The following is a 16836-nucleotide window of genomic DNA, read 5'->3' as shown; positions in this document are numbered from 1 at the left end:
GAAACCTGTTAGGTTTATTTTTCAGTTTTAATAAGTAAATATATCTCATAAAGTGTTTACTCAATTTTATAAATATAATCATTACTAATAAACTTAGTTATATTTTGTAATTCCACTGTACTAAAGATTTTTCCGTCAGCCTCAACACTTTTAATCATATACCTCCATCTTCCATTATGGCTTTTATCAATTCTTGTGGTGGTATTTGGTGGTATTTCCAGAACAATAGCAGAATCTTTCACTTCTATCTTTTCAAGAGACTTCAGGTTGTTGATTTTTCTAAAAGCTTTGGAAGATAATACTTCATTTTCATAATTAAATCCAAAACTGGCAGGATCATTATTAATTGCTTTTGAAACAGGGTAATTATAATTGATCTTTATTATTTTTTTACTTCCAGTTAGGTTTTGAATATAAAATTCTGTCAAATAAGAACATCCCGAAAGCACCAGAACAAAAGCAACACTTAGGAATCCAATCGTCACTAACTTTACATTCATTGCATTTCAGTTTAGATGGTTTTTGTAAAAATAAACAGAATACTTTGATTGAGACGTTTTTCCAATAAAAAAATCCCGCAAGTAAACTTACGGGATTTTGAGTATTTATTTTTCGAAATTACATCGTCTCCATTTTGAAGCTCATACTTTCGATTACTTTTAGAATCGCTTCTACTGTATCCATTGAAGTTAAACAAGGAACTCCGTTTTCCACACTCATTCTTCTGATCTGGAATCCGTCTCTTTCTGCTTGTTTCCCTTTTGTCGTGGTGTTTACCACATACTGAACTTTTCCTTTCTGGATCAGGTCGATAAGATTTACACTTTCTTCTCCTATTTTGTATCCTATTTTGCAAGGAATTCCTTTTTGTTCGAAGAATTTCGCTGTCCCTTCTGTAGCCCAGATTCTGAAACCTACTTCATGGAATCTTGCTGCCAAATCAGCAGCTTCTTGCTTATGTTTATCTGCGACGGTGAACAAGATAGAACCGTGCATCGGAACTTTTCTTCCTGCTGCTACCAATCCTTTGTAAAGCGCTTTCTCTAAAGTAGTATCTTTCCCCATCACTTCTCCTGTAGATTTCATTTCAGGGCCCAAAGAGATGTCAACCTTTGTTAGTTTTGAGAAAGAGAATACCGGTACTTTTACGAAGACTCCTTCTTTATTCGGAACCAATCCGTTTTTGTACCCGAGATCTGCTAATTTCTGTCCTAAGATCGCTTTTGTTGCAAGGTTAGCCATTGGAACCTCTGTGATTTTAGATAAGAAAGGAACTGTTCTTGATGAACGTGGATTTACTTCGATCACATACACGTTTCCTTCGAAAAGTACGTACTGGATGTTCATTAATCCGATCACTTTCAATCCTTTTGCCAATCTCTGAGTATAATCAACTAAAGTATCGATTTCACTCTGAGAAATGTTCTGTGGCGGATATACTGCGATAGAGTCTCCGGAGTGAACTCCTGCTCTTTCGATGTGCTCCATAATCCCTGGAATCACTACTGTTTCACCGTCGCAGATGGCATCTACTTCAATTTCCTTTCCTACCATGTACTTGTCAACCAAAACAGGGTGTTCAGGGCTTGCATCTACTGCATTTTCCATGTAGTGTGCAAGTTCTGCTTCTGCGTATACAATTTCCATTGCTCTACCTCCCAAAACGTAGCTTGGACGTACCAATACCGGATATCCGATTTCGTTGGCAATTTTGATGGCTTCTTCTTTTGAAGTGGAAGTTCTTCCTTTTGGCTGAGGAATTCCCATTTCCTGTAAAGCTTTCTCAAATTTATCTCTGTTTTCAGCTCTGTCAAGGTCTTCCAGAGAAGTTCCTAAGATCTGTACTCCATGAGAAGCTAGTTTATCCGCAAGGTTGATTGCTGTTTGTCCACCGAACTGTACAACCACTCCTTTCGGCTTTTCAAGTTCGATGATATTCATTACATCTTCTTCCGTTAAAGGCTCGAAGTATAATTTATCTGAGATGGAGAAGTCTGTAGAAACTGTTTCAGGGTTATTGTTGATGATGATTGCTTCGTAACCCATTTCTTTGATCGCCCACACTGAGTGAACTGTTGCGTAGTCGAATTCAACTCCCTGTCCGATTCTGATAGGTCCTGAACCTAAAACGATGATCTTTTCTTTATCTGAAACTACACTTTCGTTTTCTTCTTCGTAAGTTCCGTAGAAGTATGGTGTTTCACTTTCGAACTCAGCAGCGCAAGTGTCTACCATTTTGTACACCGGCATGATTCCGTTTTCTTTTCTGAAGTTGAAAATTTCACGCTCTTTTACATCCCAAAGAACTGCGATATTGATATCTGCAAAACCTAATCTCTTAGCTTCGATTAATGTTTCTTTATCAAATTTGTTTTCAGCGATAACTTTCTCGAAGTCAACCAGTTTTTTCAGCTTCCAGATGAAGAATTTATCAATTTTGCTCCATTCTACGATTTGCTCCCAGTCGTATCCTCTTCTTAAAGCATCTCCGATGATGAATAATCTCTCATCATCACATACTCTGATTCTTCTTTCGATTTCTTCAGCGGTAAGTGCCTGAGCCTGCTTAGTTTTTAATCCTAAATGCTTGATTCCTGTTTCTAATGAACGGATCGCTTTCTGTAAGGACTCTTCAAGATTTCTTCCGATCGCCATTACTTCTCCAGTTGCTTTCATCTGAGTAGAAAGTCTTCTGTCTGCTGTTTCGAATTTATCGAATGGGAATCTTGGGAATTTAGTAACCACATAATCCAGAGCAGGTTCGAAACATGCGTATGTTTTTCCTGTTACCGGGTTCATGATTTCATCCAGCGTTAATCCTACTGCAATTTTCGCAGCGATTTTTGCAATCGGATATCCTGTTGCCTTACTTGCTAAAGCTGATGAACGGGATACTCTAGGGTTTACTTCGATGATATAGTAATCGAATGAATGCGGATCTAAAGCTAACTGCACGTTACATCCACCTTCAATTCCTAATGCTCTGATGATTTTTAAAGAAGCATTTCTCAGTAACTGATACTCTCTGTCTGAAAGGGTCTGAGAAGGTGCTACTACGATAGAATCTCCTGTATGAACTCCTACCGGGTCAATATTTTCCATGTTACAAACCACAATGGCATTGTCGTTTGCATCACGCATTACTTCGTACTCAATTTCTTTGAAACCTGCGATTGATTTCTCGATAAGACACTGTGTAACCGGGCTGTGTTTTAGTCCCAGTTCAGCAATCTCTTTTAATTCTACTTCAGTGGAAGCGATACCTCCACCTGTTCCTCCCATCGTAAAGGCAGGACGAACAATTACAGGATATCCAATCTCATCAGCAAAAGCTAATGCTCCTTCTACTGTGTTTACAATATCAGATTCCGGAACCGGCTCATTCAATTCTCTCATCAATTCACGGAAAAGATCTCTATCTTCTGCTCTGTTGATCGCAGAAAGCTTAGTTCCCAGTACTTCCACTTTGCATTCTTCAAGAATACCTGATTTTTCCAGCTCTACCGCCATGTTAAGACCAGTCTGACCTCCAAGTGTTGGTAGTAAAGCATCCGGACGCTCTTTTCTGATAATGTGGCTTACAAATTGTAATGAAATCGGCTCGATATATACTTTATCAGCGATTTCCACATCTGTCATGATTGTTGCAGGGTTTGAGTTGATCAAAATTACCTTGTAGCCTTCTTCTTTCAAAGACAGACAAGCCTGCGTTCCTGCGTAATCAAATTCAGCTGCCTGCCCAATGATGATAGGTCCTGAACCGATTACTAAAATTGTTTTTATATCTGTACGTTTTGCCATTTTTCTTTTTTTATTAGAGCCAAGAATCAAAATTCTTAAACTTCGTATTTTTTACTTTTATAAGACTTACGATTGTACTTTGTCATTCCGTAGGAATCTAACTCATTATAGTTGAGATTCTTCATTACGCTTCTCTTCATTCAGAATGACAATTGCATTGTCTTACTTTTTAAAGTCCTCCATCATTTGAATGAACTCATCAAACAGGTAGTTTGCATCTTCAGGGCCCGGGCTTGCTTCAGGGTGATACTGAACTGAGAAACAAGGGTGGATTTTGTGTTTTAATCCTTCGTTTGTTCTGTCGTTCAATGCGATGTGCGTTTCGATAAGATCTGTTCCTTTTAAGCTTTCCTGATCTACAGCATATCCATGGTTTTGAGAAGTAATGGCTACTGTATTTTTCTCCAGATCCAATACCGGGTGGTTTCCTCCTCTGTGTCCGAATTTCAGTTTGAAAGTTTTTGCTCCACAAGCAAGACCAATTAGCTGGTGTCCTAAACAGATTCCGAAGATTGGAACTTTTCCTAATAACCCACGGATCATATCCAATGCATGTGGTACATCTTCCGGATCACCAGGACCGTTTGAAAGCATAATTCCATCTGGGTCCATCAACAGAATGTCTTCTGCTGTAGTATCGTGAGAAACCACGATGATGTCACAGTTTCTTTGAGATAATTCTCTGATGATTCCCAATTTAGCACCAAAATCTACCAATACTACTTTGAAACCTCTGTTAGGGTTTGCGTAAGGTGTTTTAGTAGAAACCTCTTCCACCTGATTGATTGGAAAAGTGGTTGTTTTTAATTCTGCAGCGGTAACCGCTTCATCTGCATCTGCATTCACGATTTTTCCTTTCACCACTCCGGAGTTACGAAGAATTCTTGTCAGCCTTCTTGTATCAATTCCTGAAATTCCTGAAAGGTTTTTCTTTTTAAATAATTCATCTAAAGTAATCTGAGTACGGAAGTTAGAAGGAAGATCGCAAAGTTCTTTTACGATAAGTCCTTTAATTGCCGGCTCAATACTTTCATAATCATCACGGTTAATACCATAATTCCCGATAAGCGGATAGGTCATACAAACTATCTGACCACAGTAAGATGGGTCAGAGATCAATTCCTGATACCCTGTCATTCCGGTATTGAAAACTACTTCTCCTGCAGTTTCCAATTCTGCTCCGAAACCTTCTCCATGAAACACTTCACCGGACTCCAGTATTAATTTTTTCTTCATTTTTTCTATTTAGATTTTCTTTTTTTATTAACAGATCGCCTCTACGAGGCTTTTCTTTTTTTCCAAGGGTTTCACCCATGGTTATTAATAGGTCGCCCTTACAGGGCTTGTATAACTATTATCTTTATTTTCCAGGGATCTATCCCATGGCTATTAACAGGTCGCCCTTACAGGGCTTATATAATCATTGTCTTCTTTAATTTACCAAGGGATTTCGCCCGTGGTTATTAGCAGGTCGCCCTTACAGGGCTTATATAATCATTGTCTCCTTTAATTTACCAAGGGATTTCGCCCGTGGTTATTAGGCTATTAACAGGTCGCTCCTATGGAGCTCACTATACTTTTTACTTTTACCTTGGCTCTTTTATTTAAAAGTAAACCCTTTTTCTTCCAATGCATCTTTTAAGATGGCCATTCTGGCGAAAACACCGTTTTCCATTTGTCTGAATACTCTTGAACGTTCGCATTCTACTAAGTCTGAGTCAATTTCGACTCCTCTGTTGATAGGTGCCGGATGCATGATGATTGCTTCTTTTTTCATTGCTTGCTCTCTTTCTTTAGTCAGGCCATATCTTTTATGATAGTCGGATGCTGTGAAGCTCATCGCAGCATCGTGTCTCTCATGCTGAATTCTCAATAACATCAGAACATCTACTTCAGCGATCAGTTCATCTACTGAAAGATAAGTTCCGTTGATTAATGCTCCTTCATCAAACCATTGCTCAGGTCCTGAGAAGTATACTTTAGCGCCTAATCTTCTTAGAGCTTCAGCATTTGAGTTGGCAACACGGCTGTGTTTTACATCTCCTACAATTCCTATTTTTAGCCCTTCAAACTTTCCGAATTCCTGATAAATGGTCATTAGATCCAACATACATTGTGAAGGATGATTTCCTGTTCCGTCTCCACCATTGATTACAGGAATTTTAATATTATTCAGATCCTCAAAATATCTGTCTTTCTTATCTCGGATCACTACCAAATTTACTCCAAGACTTTCAATCGTCTTAACGGTATCATAAAGACTCTCTCCTTTATTTACAGAACTGTGGGAAGCATCAAAAGGAACAACCTGCAATCCTAATTTTCTTTCTGCAATATCAAAGCTTGTCTTTGTTCTTGTACTGTCTTCAAAGAAAAGATTGGAGCAAAAAACTTCGCCTTCAATTTTAGCAGTTTTTCCATTTCTGAAAGCCAGGGCTTCTGTCAGTATACTGTTGATTTTCTCGGTACTTAGTTCTGTAATCGTAAACATAATCTTAATTTTTAAGCATAAAAAAAGCGAAGACAACAATCTTCGCTAATAACAATAAATATCGTAAAGGGCGCTTTCGCCCGGTAAATCTAATGATATAAATGCTTTTTTATTCATTAGGTGCAAAGATACAACAATTTTATGAACCTACAAAACCAAAATTTAAAATAAATTAAAACCCTGAGTATTTCCTAATTCTCATTTAAAATTAATATTTTTGTTACAACACAACTTTATTCTATGGATTTAAAAGACAAAATGATTCTCAGCATTATACAGGAAGACTCCACTTTATCTGTTAAAGAAATTTCAGAAAAGATTGGTCTTACCTTTACTCCAACGTATGAAAGAATTAAACAATTGGAGAAGCAGGGGATCATTCAGAAGTATGTAGGTCTTTTAAACCGCGAGAAACTGGGTCTGAATATTGTAGTCTACTGTAACGTACGTCTTAAAGAGCAATCCAAGAAAGTATTGGAGACTTTTGAAAAGCATATTGGAAAGTATGATGAAGTACAGGAAATCATCAGTCTTTCCGGAGAGTATGACTATATGCTGAAAATTATTGCCAAAGATATCAACTCTTATAATGAGTTTGCTGTCAACGTTATTTCAAACATTCCTAATATCGGCCAGTATCACAGTTCCATCGTCCTTCATGAGGTGAAAAAATCTACCAAATTCAAGATTGACCTTGAATAGTTTTCAATTTTAAATCATTAAGAGACTTTAAGGGGTGAAGAAAAGTTAAGGGTATTCGCAAGCGAATGATAAAGCTATGCGTTACATTCCAAACTTTTCTTAACTCATCTTATCTTAAAGTTCTTTCAAGAACCTGGGTGGTTCTCATGACAATCATCAAATTCAAAGATCAAAATAAAATCCGACCATTAAGAGGGTTTAAGCAATTAAGATTTAAGGATTTCACAACGATAAAACATAAGGCGATTCTAAAGTAATTTTTAGATTTTTATGTTCGCTTAAGCCTTTATGATCTTAATGGTTCAGATTTTAACCTAATAATTTATTCTTCAGTTTATTGAACTGGTATTCTATTTTATCCAGGCAAAGGTTTCCTATACTTCCCTGGTGAGTATGATCCAAAGCACCCGGCTCGAATTCAAATTCATTATTTTCAATCTCCTGCCCTACTTTTACATAAGCATCTCGGAAAGAGCTTCCGCTTTTCACTTCTTCATTAATCTTCTCTACGCTGAACAGGTATTTATATTTTTCATCATCCAGAATTCCATCTTTTACCTGAATATTCGGCAAAGTATAGCTTAGGATTTCCAGACATTCTTTTAATGAATCAATTGCTGGGAAAAGAATTTCTTTTGTCAGCTGCACATCTCTGTGGTATCCTGAAGGAAGATTATTCGTTAACAGGATCAATTCATTCGGTAACGCCTGAATTCTATTGCATCGTGCTCGAACGAGTTCAAAGATATCCGGGTTCTTTTTATGGGGCATAATACTGCTTCCTGTTGTAAATTCTTTTGGAAAACTGATGAAATCAAAGTTCTGATTCAGATACAAGCATACATCATAGGCAAATTTACCGAGTGTTCCTGCTAAAGTTGCCATGGCCATTGCCAGTAATTTTTCAGACTTCCCACGAGTCATCTGAGCATATACCGAATTATAGTTCATGGATTGAAATCCTAGATTATAAGTAGTACTTTCACGATTGATCGGGAAAGACGAACCGTATCCTGCTGCTGAACCCAGTGGATTTTTATTGATGATATTTTTGGTTGAAAACAACATTTCTACATCATCCAGAAGCGCTTCTGCATACGCTCCAAACCACAATCCGAAAGAGGAAGGCATAGCAATCTGCAAATGGGTATATCCGGGAAGTAATACATTTTTGTGCTGATCTGCCAATTGGATCAAGATTTGGAAAAACTCATCGGTAAGAGCTGTAATTTCGCGGATCTCATCCAATAAATATAATTTAATATCCAGTAAAACCTGATCATTTCTTGATCTTGCTGTATGGATTTTCTTTCCGGTGTCTCCTAATTTTGTAATCAGGATCGCTTCTACCTGAGAATGGATATCCTCAGCTTCTTTATCAATTTCAAAATTTCCATTTTCAATTTCCTGTAAAATATCATTTAACACTGTTAGCATCTGTTCGGATTCTTCGTGAGAAATAATTCCGGTTTCTGCAAGCATTTTACAATGTGCCATAGAACCTTTAACATCATATTTAGCTAAACGTTCATCAAAGTCAAGGTCTTTTCCTACGGTAAATTTATTGACTAATATATTGGTGGCCAGGTCGTCCTTTTGCCATATTTTTTTCATAAGTAAGTTTTGATTTTCTAAGACTGAATGCTATCGTGTATTGATTTCATATCAGTCCGATTTAAAATATTTGATTGGTTTTGACCGGCCCAGCAAGGCGATCCTTATTACTATTAACTATAAAAAAACATTTCCTTATTATTTAAAGTCTCTTTCTAATGGTATTTTTTGCATAAATCTTTATTAAAAACGAAACTTTACTGCCTGCTGAGCGTAGTCAAAATACTTATTAAGCTGGAAGTTTGAAGCTGGAGGCTGGAGGCTGGAAGTTAATAACAAACCGTAACTACTTCCTTTCTTCCTTCTTCCCGCTTCCATCCTTTATAACACCTTTTCCAAAATCTGGATATAGATCTCAATTCCTTCTTCTATTTCATTAATATAGATGAATTCATCTGCTGTATGCGAGCGCCTACTGTCTCCAGGGCCTAATTTTACAGATGTACATGGAATAATGGCCTGATCTGAAGATGTTGGTGAACCATAGGTTGTCCTTCCTATTTCCAAGCCTGCTTTTACAAACGGGTGATCCATTTCTATTTTTGATGAATTCAACCTGAAAGACCTTGCCGTAAGCGTTGATTCCATCTGGGACTGGATAATTTCAAAGGCTTCTTTGTTGGAATATTCATCCGTCACCCTTACATCCAATGTGAAATGACAGGATTCAGGCACTACATTATGCTGTACTCCGGCATGAATTCCAGACAAGGTTACTTTAACTTCACCCAGATAATCTGAAACTTTCGGAAATTTAAAATTTAAAATTCCCTGCAGATCCTGCATACATTTTATAATGGAATTATCGTCATTAGGATGAGCAGCATGAGAAGGAGTTCCTTTCATCTCTCCGTCAATTACCAACAGTCCTTTTTCAGCTATTGCCAGATTCATCTGCGTGGGTTCACCTACAATGGCAAGCTCAATATTGGGTAACTGTGGAAACAGAGCCTCGATCCCGTCAAAACCTGAAATCTCCTCCTCTGCTGTCAACGCAATCACTAAATTATATTCTAAATCTTCTTTATCATAAAAATGTAAAAAAACCTGTGCCATAGAAACCAGAGAAGCTCCGGCATCATTGCTTCCCAATCCAAAAAGTTTACCGTCTTTTTCAATGGGTACAAACGGATCAAGGGTGTACGCCTTATTAGGTTTTACCGTATCATGATGCGTATTCAATAAAACTGACGGTTTAAATACATCAAAGTTTTTATTCACCGCCCAGATATTGTTTTTAAAACGCTTAGTCGGGATCTGATGTTTTTTGAAAAAGTTTTCAATCTCCACCGATGTATTGAATTCATCTTTACTGAACGAAGGAATTTCAATCAGTTTTTTAAGCAGCTCAACCGCATTATTCAACAATTCTTCTTTATTATAAACAGATTTCAGTTCCTGCATGATGATTCTCTATATGGTTTTTCAGTTCTGTTTCTTTAATCAGAAACACTTTATTTACATTATTCTTTATGGCTCCAAGAGCATTTTCTAGTTTGGGCAAAATCCCTTTGTGAAGCTTTCCTTCTTCTTTCAACGTAGTAAAATCGTCTTCAGAAATACTTTTGATAAGAGATTCCGGATCATCAACATTTTCCAATACTCCTTGTTTATCAAAACAATACAACAGTTCCACATCATATTTTTCAGATAAAGCCTGCGCCATCACAGAAGCAATGGTATCTGCATTGGTATTGAAAAGATTCCCTTTTTTGTCATGAGTAATGGCAGAAAATACAGGAATAAGATTCAGCTTAATCAGTTTTGAAACCAATTTCTTATTCACACTTTTCTTATTAATATCACCCACAAATCCGAAGTCTATTTCAGGATGTTCTCTTTTTTTTGCTTTAATCAGATTTCCATCTGCTCCGGAAAACCCTATGGCATTGCATTTTTTCTGCTGCAGTTTTTCAACAATATTTTTATTGATTCCACCAGCATACACCATCGTTACAATATCCAATGTATCTTTATCTGTAATCCTCCTTCCGTTGATCATCTTCTGCTCTATACCAAGTTTATCAGCCAAAATAGTAGCCAACTTCCCTCCGCCATGCACAAGGATCTTCTTTTCTTTAATTTTGGAAAACTGATCTAAAAACTGATCCAGCAATCGTTCATCATCAATGAGCGCTCCGCCTATTTTTATGATGTATATTTTCTGTTTCATTTTTTTACATTTATTGTATTGGTAGTAGGATTGATAGGAATCTATTCCTATCTTGGATTAAATCGTCCCTTCGGGACTCTGTTTGTATTGTTTACCATGTCAAGGTTTTAAACCTTGACATGGTTGATTTAAATAGCTATTCAGCTTTCAATTCGTCTAAAATTTCACTGAAAACAGCCTGTGCTGAGAAAATACGATTCTTTGCCTGTTGGTAAATGATTGAATTTTCTCCGTCCATTACTTCATCACTCAATTCTACATTACGACGAACCGGAAGACAGTGCATTACTTTTGCCTGATTGGTATTCGCTAACTTCTCATTGGTAAGCATCCAATCTTCTTTTACTTCAGGCATTGCAGCATAATCATCAAAAGAAGACCAGTTTTTCACATAAATAAAGTCTGCATCTTTTAATGCTTCCTCCTGATTGTGAATCACTTTTGTATCTTTTGTAAAAGCCGGATCCAAATCGTACCCTTCCGGATTGGTGATTACCAGCTCAACATCCATTTCCTGCATCCATTCTGTAAATGAATTTCCTACAGCATGAGCAATCGGTTTGATATGTGGAGCCCAAGTTAAAACAACTTTTGGCTTATGTTCTTTTTTCCAGTTTTCTGTAATGGTAATGCAATCGGCAAGACTTTGTAACGGATGACGGGTTGCTGATTCCAGAGAGATAACAGGAACTTTTGCATGCTGCTCAAACTGACTCAGAATACTTTCATTCACGTCATCCTCCTTGCTTTTCATTCCCGCAAAACAACGTACTGCGATGATATCACAATATTGGTTTAAAACCTCAATAGCATCTTTGATATGCTCTACGGTATCTCCGTTCATCACAGCTCCATCAGCAAATTCAAGATTCCATGCTTCCTGTGCTGCATTTAAAGTCAATACATTTAAGCCAAGATTCTGTGCGGCGATCTGGCTGCTTAAACGGGTTCTTAAGCTTGAGTTTAAAAATACCAGTCCTATTGTTTTCCCCTTTCCCTTTTCTGTTTCTGAAAGCGGGTTTGCTTTTATTTCTAAAGCTTTTTTTATGATTTCCTGTAAGTTTTCTACATCACTTACAGCGGTGAATTTTTTCATTTTGAATTGATTTTAAAGATTTTTGTTAACACATTTCTGTCATTCTTCTTTTTAATCTTCAATGCTTTCCAATACTGTTTTCAGAGCATTGATAAAAAGATCCGTTTCCTCTTTTTTGATATTCAGTGCCGGAAGAATCCTCAACACGGTTTTATCATTAGAGTTTCCGGTGAAGATATGATGATCAAACAGTAAGCTTTTCCTTACTTCTGAACAGTCTCTATCGAGTTCTATTCCGATCATCAACCCTTTCCTTCGGATGGATTTAATATGTGGTAAACCTTTAATTTCATTTTCAATATACTCGCCCATTTGTTGAGCGTTTTCGATAAGATTTTCATCTTTCATGACATCCAGAACCGCTATAGAAGCTACACAAGCTAAGTGATTACCACCAAATGTTGTCCCCAATAATCCATTACTTGCCTGAAATTTAGGATGAATTAAAACTCCACCAACCGGAAATCCATTTCCCATTCCTTTGGCTGTTGTGATAATATCCGCTTCAATGCCGAATTCCTGATGAGCAAAGAAGAATCCACTTCTTCCATATCCTGACTGCACTTCATCCAAAATCAAAACAGTGTCATATTTCTCACACAATTCTTTAATTTTAGATAAAAACTCTGGTGTTGGGATCATAATTCCACCTACACCCTGAATTCCTTCAATAATGACCGATGAAATCTCATTTCCATGTGAGGCAAAGGTTTCTTCAAGCTGCTTAATATCATTCCATTCCGATTTAATAAATCGTTCTGAAAAGTTAACCGGAGCAACAATTTTAGGATTATCCGTTACCGAAACTGCCGCTGAAGTTCTTCCGTGAAATGATCCTGAGAAATAAAGCACTTTGCTTTTTCCATTGTGAAAAGAAGCTAATTTTAATGCGTTCTCATTGGCTTCAGCTCCTGAATTACACAGAAAAAGATTATAATCTTCATATCCTGAAAGTTTTCCCAGTTTATCAGCCAATTCTACCTGTAATTCATTCTGAACTGAGTTGGAATAGAAAGAAATCTTCTCTAGCTGCTCTTTCAGTTTGTTTTGATAATGCGGATGGTTGTGACCAATAGAGATTACAGCATGACCTCCGTAAAAATCAAGATATTGTTCTCCTTTATCATCCCAAAGAAAAGATCCCTGAGCTTTAATTGGATTTATGTTGAATAATGGATATACGTTGAATAAATTCATTTTTTTGTTTTTTATTTTTCTTTTGTCTTAAAATAAAAGAAACAAAAGTTCAAGACCTGGAAACTTCCGCTAAAAATCAGTTCTATTCTCTAAAAATTCTAAAACTTGCGCAAATTTGAAATTAGCCTTTCGACTCAATATTTTCCTCGCGCTTCAAACAGTAGAATTTTCTTAACGTTCATAGAAATAATTTTCTTAACACTCCATTTTCCTAAGTCAGATTTAATTTTAGTTTTTAAAACTTATGATTGACTTATTAACTGTTTGAATTTAAAATGCTATTGGTTTCAAATTCAAACCTGTATTTTCTTCCCAACCCATTGCGATATTCATGTTTTGTACGGCTTGACCTGATGCTCCTTTCAACAAATTGTCAATCGCTGAGTGAATAACGGCAACATTTCCACTCTTTTCAATCTGAATCACACAGCGATTGGTATTGACAACCTGCTTTAAATCAATTCCTTTTTCACTTACCGTAACAAAGGGCGCCTCTGCATAAAAATCCCGATACAATTGATAGATGTCAGAAAGTCCCAAATCTGTTTTCACCGTAGAACTTGTAAAAATCCCTCTTGCAAAATCTCCTCTCCATGGCACAAAATTCAGGCTGACATTTTTATGATTAAACAAAACTATTTGTTGTAAAATTTCATCTACATGCTGATGGGTTAAAGTCTTGTAAGCCGATACATTATCATTTCTCCACGTAAAATGTGTGGTTGCCTGTAAAGACTGCCCTGCTCCCGTAGAACCTGTAATCCCTGTGGTAAAAACCTCATCCAAAACCTCTTTTCCAGCCAATGGCAATAATGCTAACTGAATCGCCGTAGCAAAGCATCCCGGATTGGCAATACTCTTTGAACCCGACAGTTGTTTTTTATTGATTTCCGGTAATCCGTAGATAAAATTTCTATTTTCAAAATTTCCATCCAAACGGAAGTCATTCCCTAAATCAATAACCAACGTTTCTTCTTTAACCAGGTTTTGAGTTAACCAATTCTGGCTTTCCTTATGTGGAAGACACAGAAAAAGAATATCTACTTCTTCAGATTTATCCGTCAACACCTGCTCACACACTGTCGTTAAATCCGGGTACAAATCAGAAATTCTTGTTCCCGAATTCGAACGACTATATAAAAAACTCAATGTTACATGGGGATGGAAAGCCAGTAAGCGTATCAATTCACTTCCTGTATAACCGTTGGCTCCGACTATTCCTACTGTTTTCTTCATTTTCAAACTGACAGGACTACATCCTATCTTGGGTTAAATCGTTCCTGCGGAACTTTAGTTGATATTTTGGTTAATCTGATGATATATGTTTAAGGAATTGCTTACAATTTTTGTGTATCCTTTTACATCTTCTCCCGTCCATGCTCTGTTAGCTTCTCCGTAGCTTCCGAATTTATCAGACATTAAATCGTGATCGGATTCAATCCCGTTTAAAATAAATCTGTACGGATGAAGGGTTACAAATACTTTCCCACTCACTGTTTTCTGGGAATCCGTTAAGAAAGATTCAATATTTCTCATCACCGGATCTAAGAAAAGTGCTTCATGAAGCCAGTTTCCATACCAGTCTGATAACTGCGACTTCATCATTTGCTGGTATTTTGAAAGCGTATGTTTTTCCAATAAATGGTGAGATTTGATAATCACTAAGGCTGCCGCCGCTTCAAATCCTACTCTTCCTTTAATTCCTACAATGGTATCTCCCACATGAATATCACGACCAATTCCGTAAGCAGAAGCTAATTTTTCTATTTTTTGAATGGCATATACAGAATGATCAAAGCTTTCTCCATTTACCGCTACAACCTCTCCATTTTTAAACTCAATCTCCAATTCTGAAGGCTGAATTTCCTGAACCTGAGATGGAAACGCTTCTTCCGGCAGATAATTTCTTGATGTTAAGGTCTCTTTTCCCCCTACAGAAGTTCCCCAAAGTCCTTTATTTACTGAATATTGTGCTTTATGGAATTCCATTTCATAGCCATGACTTTTCAAAAACTCAATCTCTTCTTCACGGGATAAAGCCATATCACGGATTGGCGTAATAATCTCAATATTCGGACACATTACCTGAAAAATCAGATCAAAACGAACCTGATCGTTTCCTGCACCTGTACTTCCGTGAGCAATAGCATCTGCTCCTACTTCAATGGCATATTTTGCAATTTCCTGCGCCTGAATGGTACGTTCAGCGCTTACAGAAAGAGGATACGTGTTATTTTTCAACACATTCCCGAAAATCAAATACTTCACACAAGAATTGTAATAATCTTCCTGAGCGTCTATGCACCTGTACTCTTTTACCCCAAGGTTTAAAGCTTTTTTCTCCAACTCTTTTTCTTCTTCTTTGGAAAAACCTCCGGTATTTACAGTAACCGCATACACATCATACCCCAGTGTTTCGCTAAGATATTTTGCACAGTAGGAAGTATCTAAACCTCCACTAAACGCTAAGATGACTTTCTTGTTCATTGTTATATTTAATTTCTGGTTGCGTATTCACAACACTGTTTATTTTATTATTATCAGGCTGATTGTTTACAGCCTCATCCTTTTTCATATTTTCCGGAACAAACAACATCGCTGTACATAAGCAGTTTTTACGTTCCTTTTTCATTAAGATCTCATAATTCACACAGTTCTTACAACCATTCCAGAATTCCTCATCCTGAGTTAGTTCCGAATAAATTACCGGCTTGTATCCTAAATCACTGTTGATTTTCATTACCGCAAGACCTGTTGTTAAACCGAATACTTTTGCTTCCGGATATTTTTCTCTAGATAACTGGAAAACCTTATGCTTAATTTGAGTAGCCACTCCACCATTTCTGAATTTGGGGGACACAATCAATCCCGAATTAGCCACAAACTTCCCATGCGACCAGGTCTCTATATAACAGAAACCTACCCACTCACCGTTTTCAGTAGCTACCACAGCATTGCCTTCTGAAATCTTCTTACTCAAATATTCTATGGAACGTTTTGCGATTCCCGTTCCTCTACGCTGTGCAGAATCATACATTTCCTGCTGTATTTCACTCACATACATTAGATGTTCGCATGAGGAAATTCCTATTTCCATTTATTTATCTAATTTTTTTGGCAAATTTAAAATATAATTCCTTTAAAAACCAAATTAAAAAGATATTTTTTTTGTTTTAAAAATTTATACAGGTAAAATTATCTTTATTCAAAATTATATATTTGCTAATTTATTATATATTTGCTAAAATAATATAGCTATGGAAAATACATGTCCTAAATGCAAGGGTAACAAAGTGGTTAAAAGCGGTATTGTTAACGATAAACAACGGTTTCACTGCAAAATCTGCAACTATTATTTTACAGTTAAAAAATTGGGAAAACAGATTGATGACTATTATGTCACCAAGGCATTACAGCTATACCTTGAAGGCTTAAGCTTCCGCGAAATCGAAAGAATTATCGGAGTTTCTCATGTCACCATAAGCTCATGGATCAAGAAATACAATATCATAAGACCTCCACATTCGGAATTCCATCCTGTCTATAAAATACTGAAGCAAAATGAATTAATTGAATATATTGCTAAAGAAGAGAATATCAAAAATTCCGGGATTATCATTACTCAATTTGCCGACAAGTACATGCTGATTAAGTGGGAAAGGTTTAAGAAGTAGATTCGGGTCTGCTAGATTCGAGATTCGGGGTACAAGATATAATAAACCAAACAACAAAATTTTAATTATCAACAATTTAAATATAAAA

General features: G+C 36.7%; 14 protein-coding genes. 2 read left to right on the top strand and 12 right to left on the bottom strand.

The window, feature by feature from the left end; all coding sequences use genetic code 11:
• Nucleotides 1-56: 56 nt before the first annotated feature.
• The 4 genes from CHSO_RS09760 to CHSO_RS09745 form a co-directional block, all read right to left on the bottom strand.
• Nucleotides 57-500, bottom strand: coding sequence for a hypothetical protein (locus CHSO_RS09760; RefSeq protein ID WP_045495413.1), 444 nt, complete (start codon nucleotides 498-500; stop codon nucleotides 57-59).
• Between the two features lie 118 nt (nucleotides 501-618).
• Entirely contained in the window at nucleotides 619-3801 is a 3183-nt protein-coding gene (gene carB, locus CHSO_RS09755) for a carbamoyl-phosphate synthase large subunit (protein ID WP_045495412.1), read from the bottom strand.
• A gap of 162 nt (nucleotides 3802-3963) precedes the next feature.
• Nucleotides 3964-5037 carry a carbamoyl phosphate synthase small subunit gene (locus CHSO_RS09750; protein WP_045495411.1) on the bottom strand — a complete coding sequence of 358 codons (1074 nt, stop codon included), beginning with the start codon at nucleotides 5035-5037 and terminating at the stop codon, nucleotides 3964-3966.
• A gap of 364 nt (nucleotides 5038-5401) precedes the next feature.
• A complete protein-coding gene (locus tag CHSO_RS09745; protein WP_045495407.1) occupies nucleotides 5402-6292 on the bottom strand; it encodes an aspartate carbamoyltransferase catalytic subunit in 891 nt (296 codons plus the stop codon).
• 240 nt (nucleotides 6293-6532) lie between these two features.
• Here CHSO_RS09745 and CHSO_RS09740 point away from each other — a divergent pair, with 240 nt between their 5' ends.
• Nucleotides 6533-6994: an Lrp/AsnC family transcriptional regulator gene (locus CHSO_RS09740; RefSeq protein WP_045495405.1), complete on the top strand. Its 462-nt coding sequence runs from the start codon at nucleotides 6533-6535 to the stop codon at nucleotides 6992-6994.
• A 309-nt stretch (nucleotides 6995-7303) separates the two neighbouring features.
• Here CHSO_RS09740 and argH read toward each other — a convergent pair whose 3' ends face one another.
• The 8 genes from argH to CHSO_RS09700 all read right to left on the bottom strand — a co-directional run bounded on the left by argH (nucleotide 7304) and on the right by CHSO_RS09700 (nucleotide 16171).
• On the bottom strand, nucleotides 7304-8608 hold the full coding sequence (gene argH / locus CHSO_RS09735) for an argininosuccinate lyase (RefSeq protein ID WP_045495403.1): 1305 nt from the start codon (nucleotides 8606-8608) through the stop codon (nucleotides 7304-7306).
• A gap of 321 nt (nucleotides 8609-8929) precedes the next feature.
• Nucleotides 8930-10012, bottom strand: coding sequence for a M20 family metallo-hydrolase (locus CHSO_RS09730; RefSeq protein WP_045495401.1), 1083 nt, complete (start codon nucleotides 10010-10012; stop codon nucleotides 8930-8932).
• On the bottom strand, nucleotides 9987-10781 hold the full coding sequence (argB, locus tag CHSO_RS09725) for an acetylglutamate kinase (protein ID WP_045495399.1): 795 nt from the start codon (nucleotides 10779-10781) through the stop codon (nucleotides 9987-9989). Before argB ends, CHSO_RS09730 begins: the two co-directional genes overlap by 26 nt.
• A 136-nt stretch (nucleotides 10782-10917) precedes the next feature.
• Complete coding sequence (locus CHSO_RS09720; protein ID WP_045495397.1) at nucleotides 10918-11877, bottom strand: N-acetylornithine carbamoyltransferase; 960 nt, start codon at nucleotides 11875-11877, stop codon at nucleotides 10918-10920.
• A gap of 51 nt (nucleotides 11878-11928) precedes the next feature.
• Nucleotides 11929-13074 carry an aspartate aminotransferase family protein gene (locus CHSO_RS09715; protein ID WP_045495395.1) on the bottom strand — a complete coding sequence of 382 codons (1146 nt, stop codon included), beginning with the start codon at nucleotides 13072-13074 and terminating at the stop codon, nucleotides 11929-11931.
• Nucleotides 13075-13344: 270 nt separating this feature from the next.
• Complete coding sequence (gene argC / locus CHSO_RS09710) at nucleotides 13345-14310, bottom strand: N-acetyl-gamma-glutamyl-phosphate reductase (protein ID WP_084220958.1); 966 nt, start codon at nucleotides 14308-14310, stop codon at nucleotides 13345-13347.
• A 54-nt stretch (nucleotides 14311-14364) separates the two neighbouring features.
• On the bottom strand, nucleotides 14365-15561 hold the full coding sequence (gene argG, locus CHSO_RS09705) for an argininosuccinate synthase (RefSeq protein WP_045495391.1): 1197 nt from the start codon (nucleotides 15559-15561) through the stop codon (nucleotides 14365-14367).
• Entirely contained in the window at nucleotides 15533-16171 is a 639-nt protein-coding gene (locus tag CHSO_RS09700) for a GNAT family N-acetyltransferase (RefSeq protein ID WP_045495388.1), read from the bottom strand. Before CHSO_RS09700 ends, argG begins: the two co-directional genes overlap by 29 nt.
• A 160-nt stretch (nucleotides 16172-16331) precedes the next feature.
• Here CHSO_RS09700 and CHSO_RS09695 point away from each other — a divergent pair, with 160 nt between their 5' ends.
• Nucleotides 16332-16748, top strand: a complete 417-nt coding sequence (locus CHSO_RS09695) for a terminase gpP N-terminus-related DNA-binding protein (RefSeq protein ID WP_045495385.1) — start codon at nucleotides 16332-16334, stop codon at nucleotides 16746-16748.
• Nucleotides 16749-16836: the final 88 nt, after the last annotated feature.

Origin of the sequence: Chryseobacterium sp. StRB126 (genome assembly GCF_000829375.1) — a bacterium.
GTDB lineage: Bacteria > Bacteroidota > Bacteroidia > Flavobacteriales > Weeksellaceae > Chryseobacterium.
The sequence above is the reverse complement of the archived record's forward strand: the minus strand, read 5'-3'. Positions and strand labels throughout refer to the sequence as shown.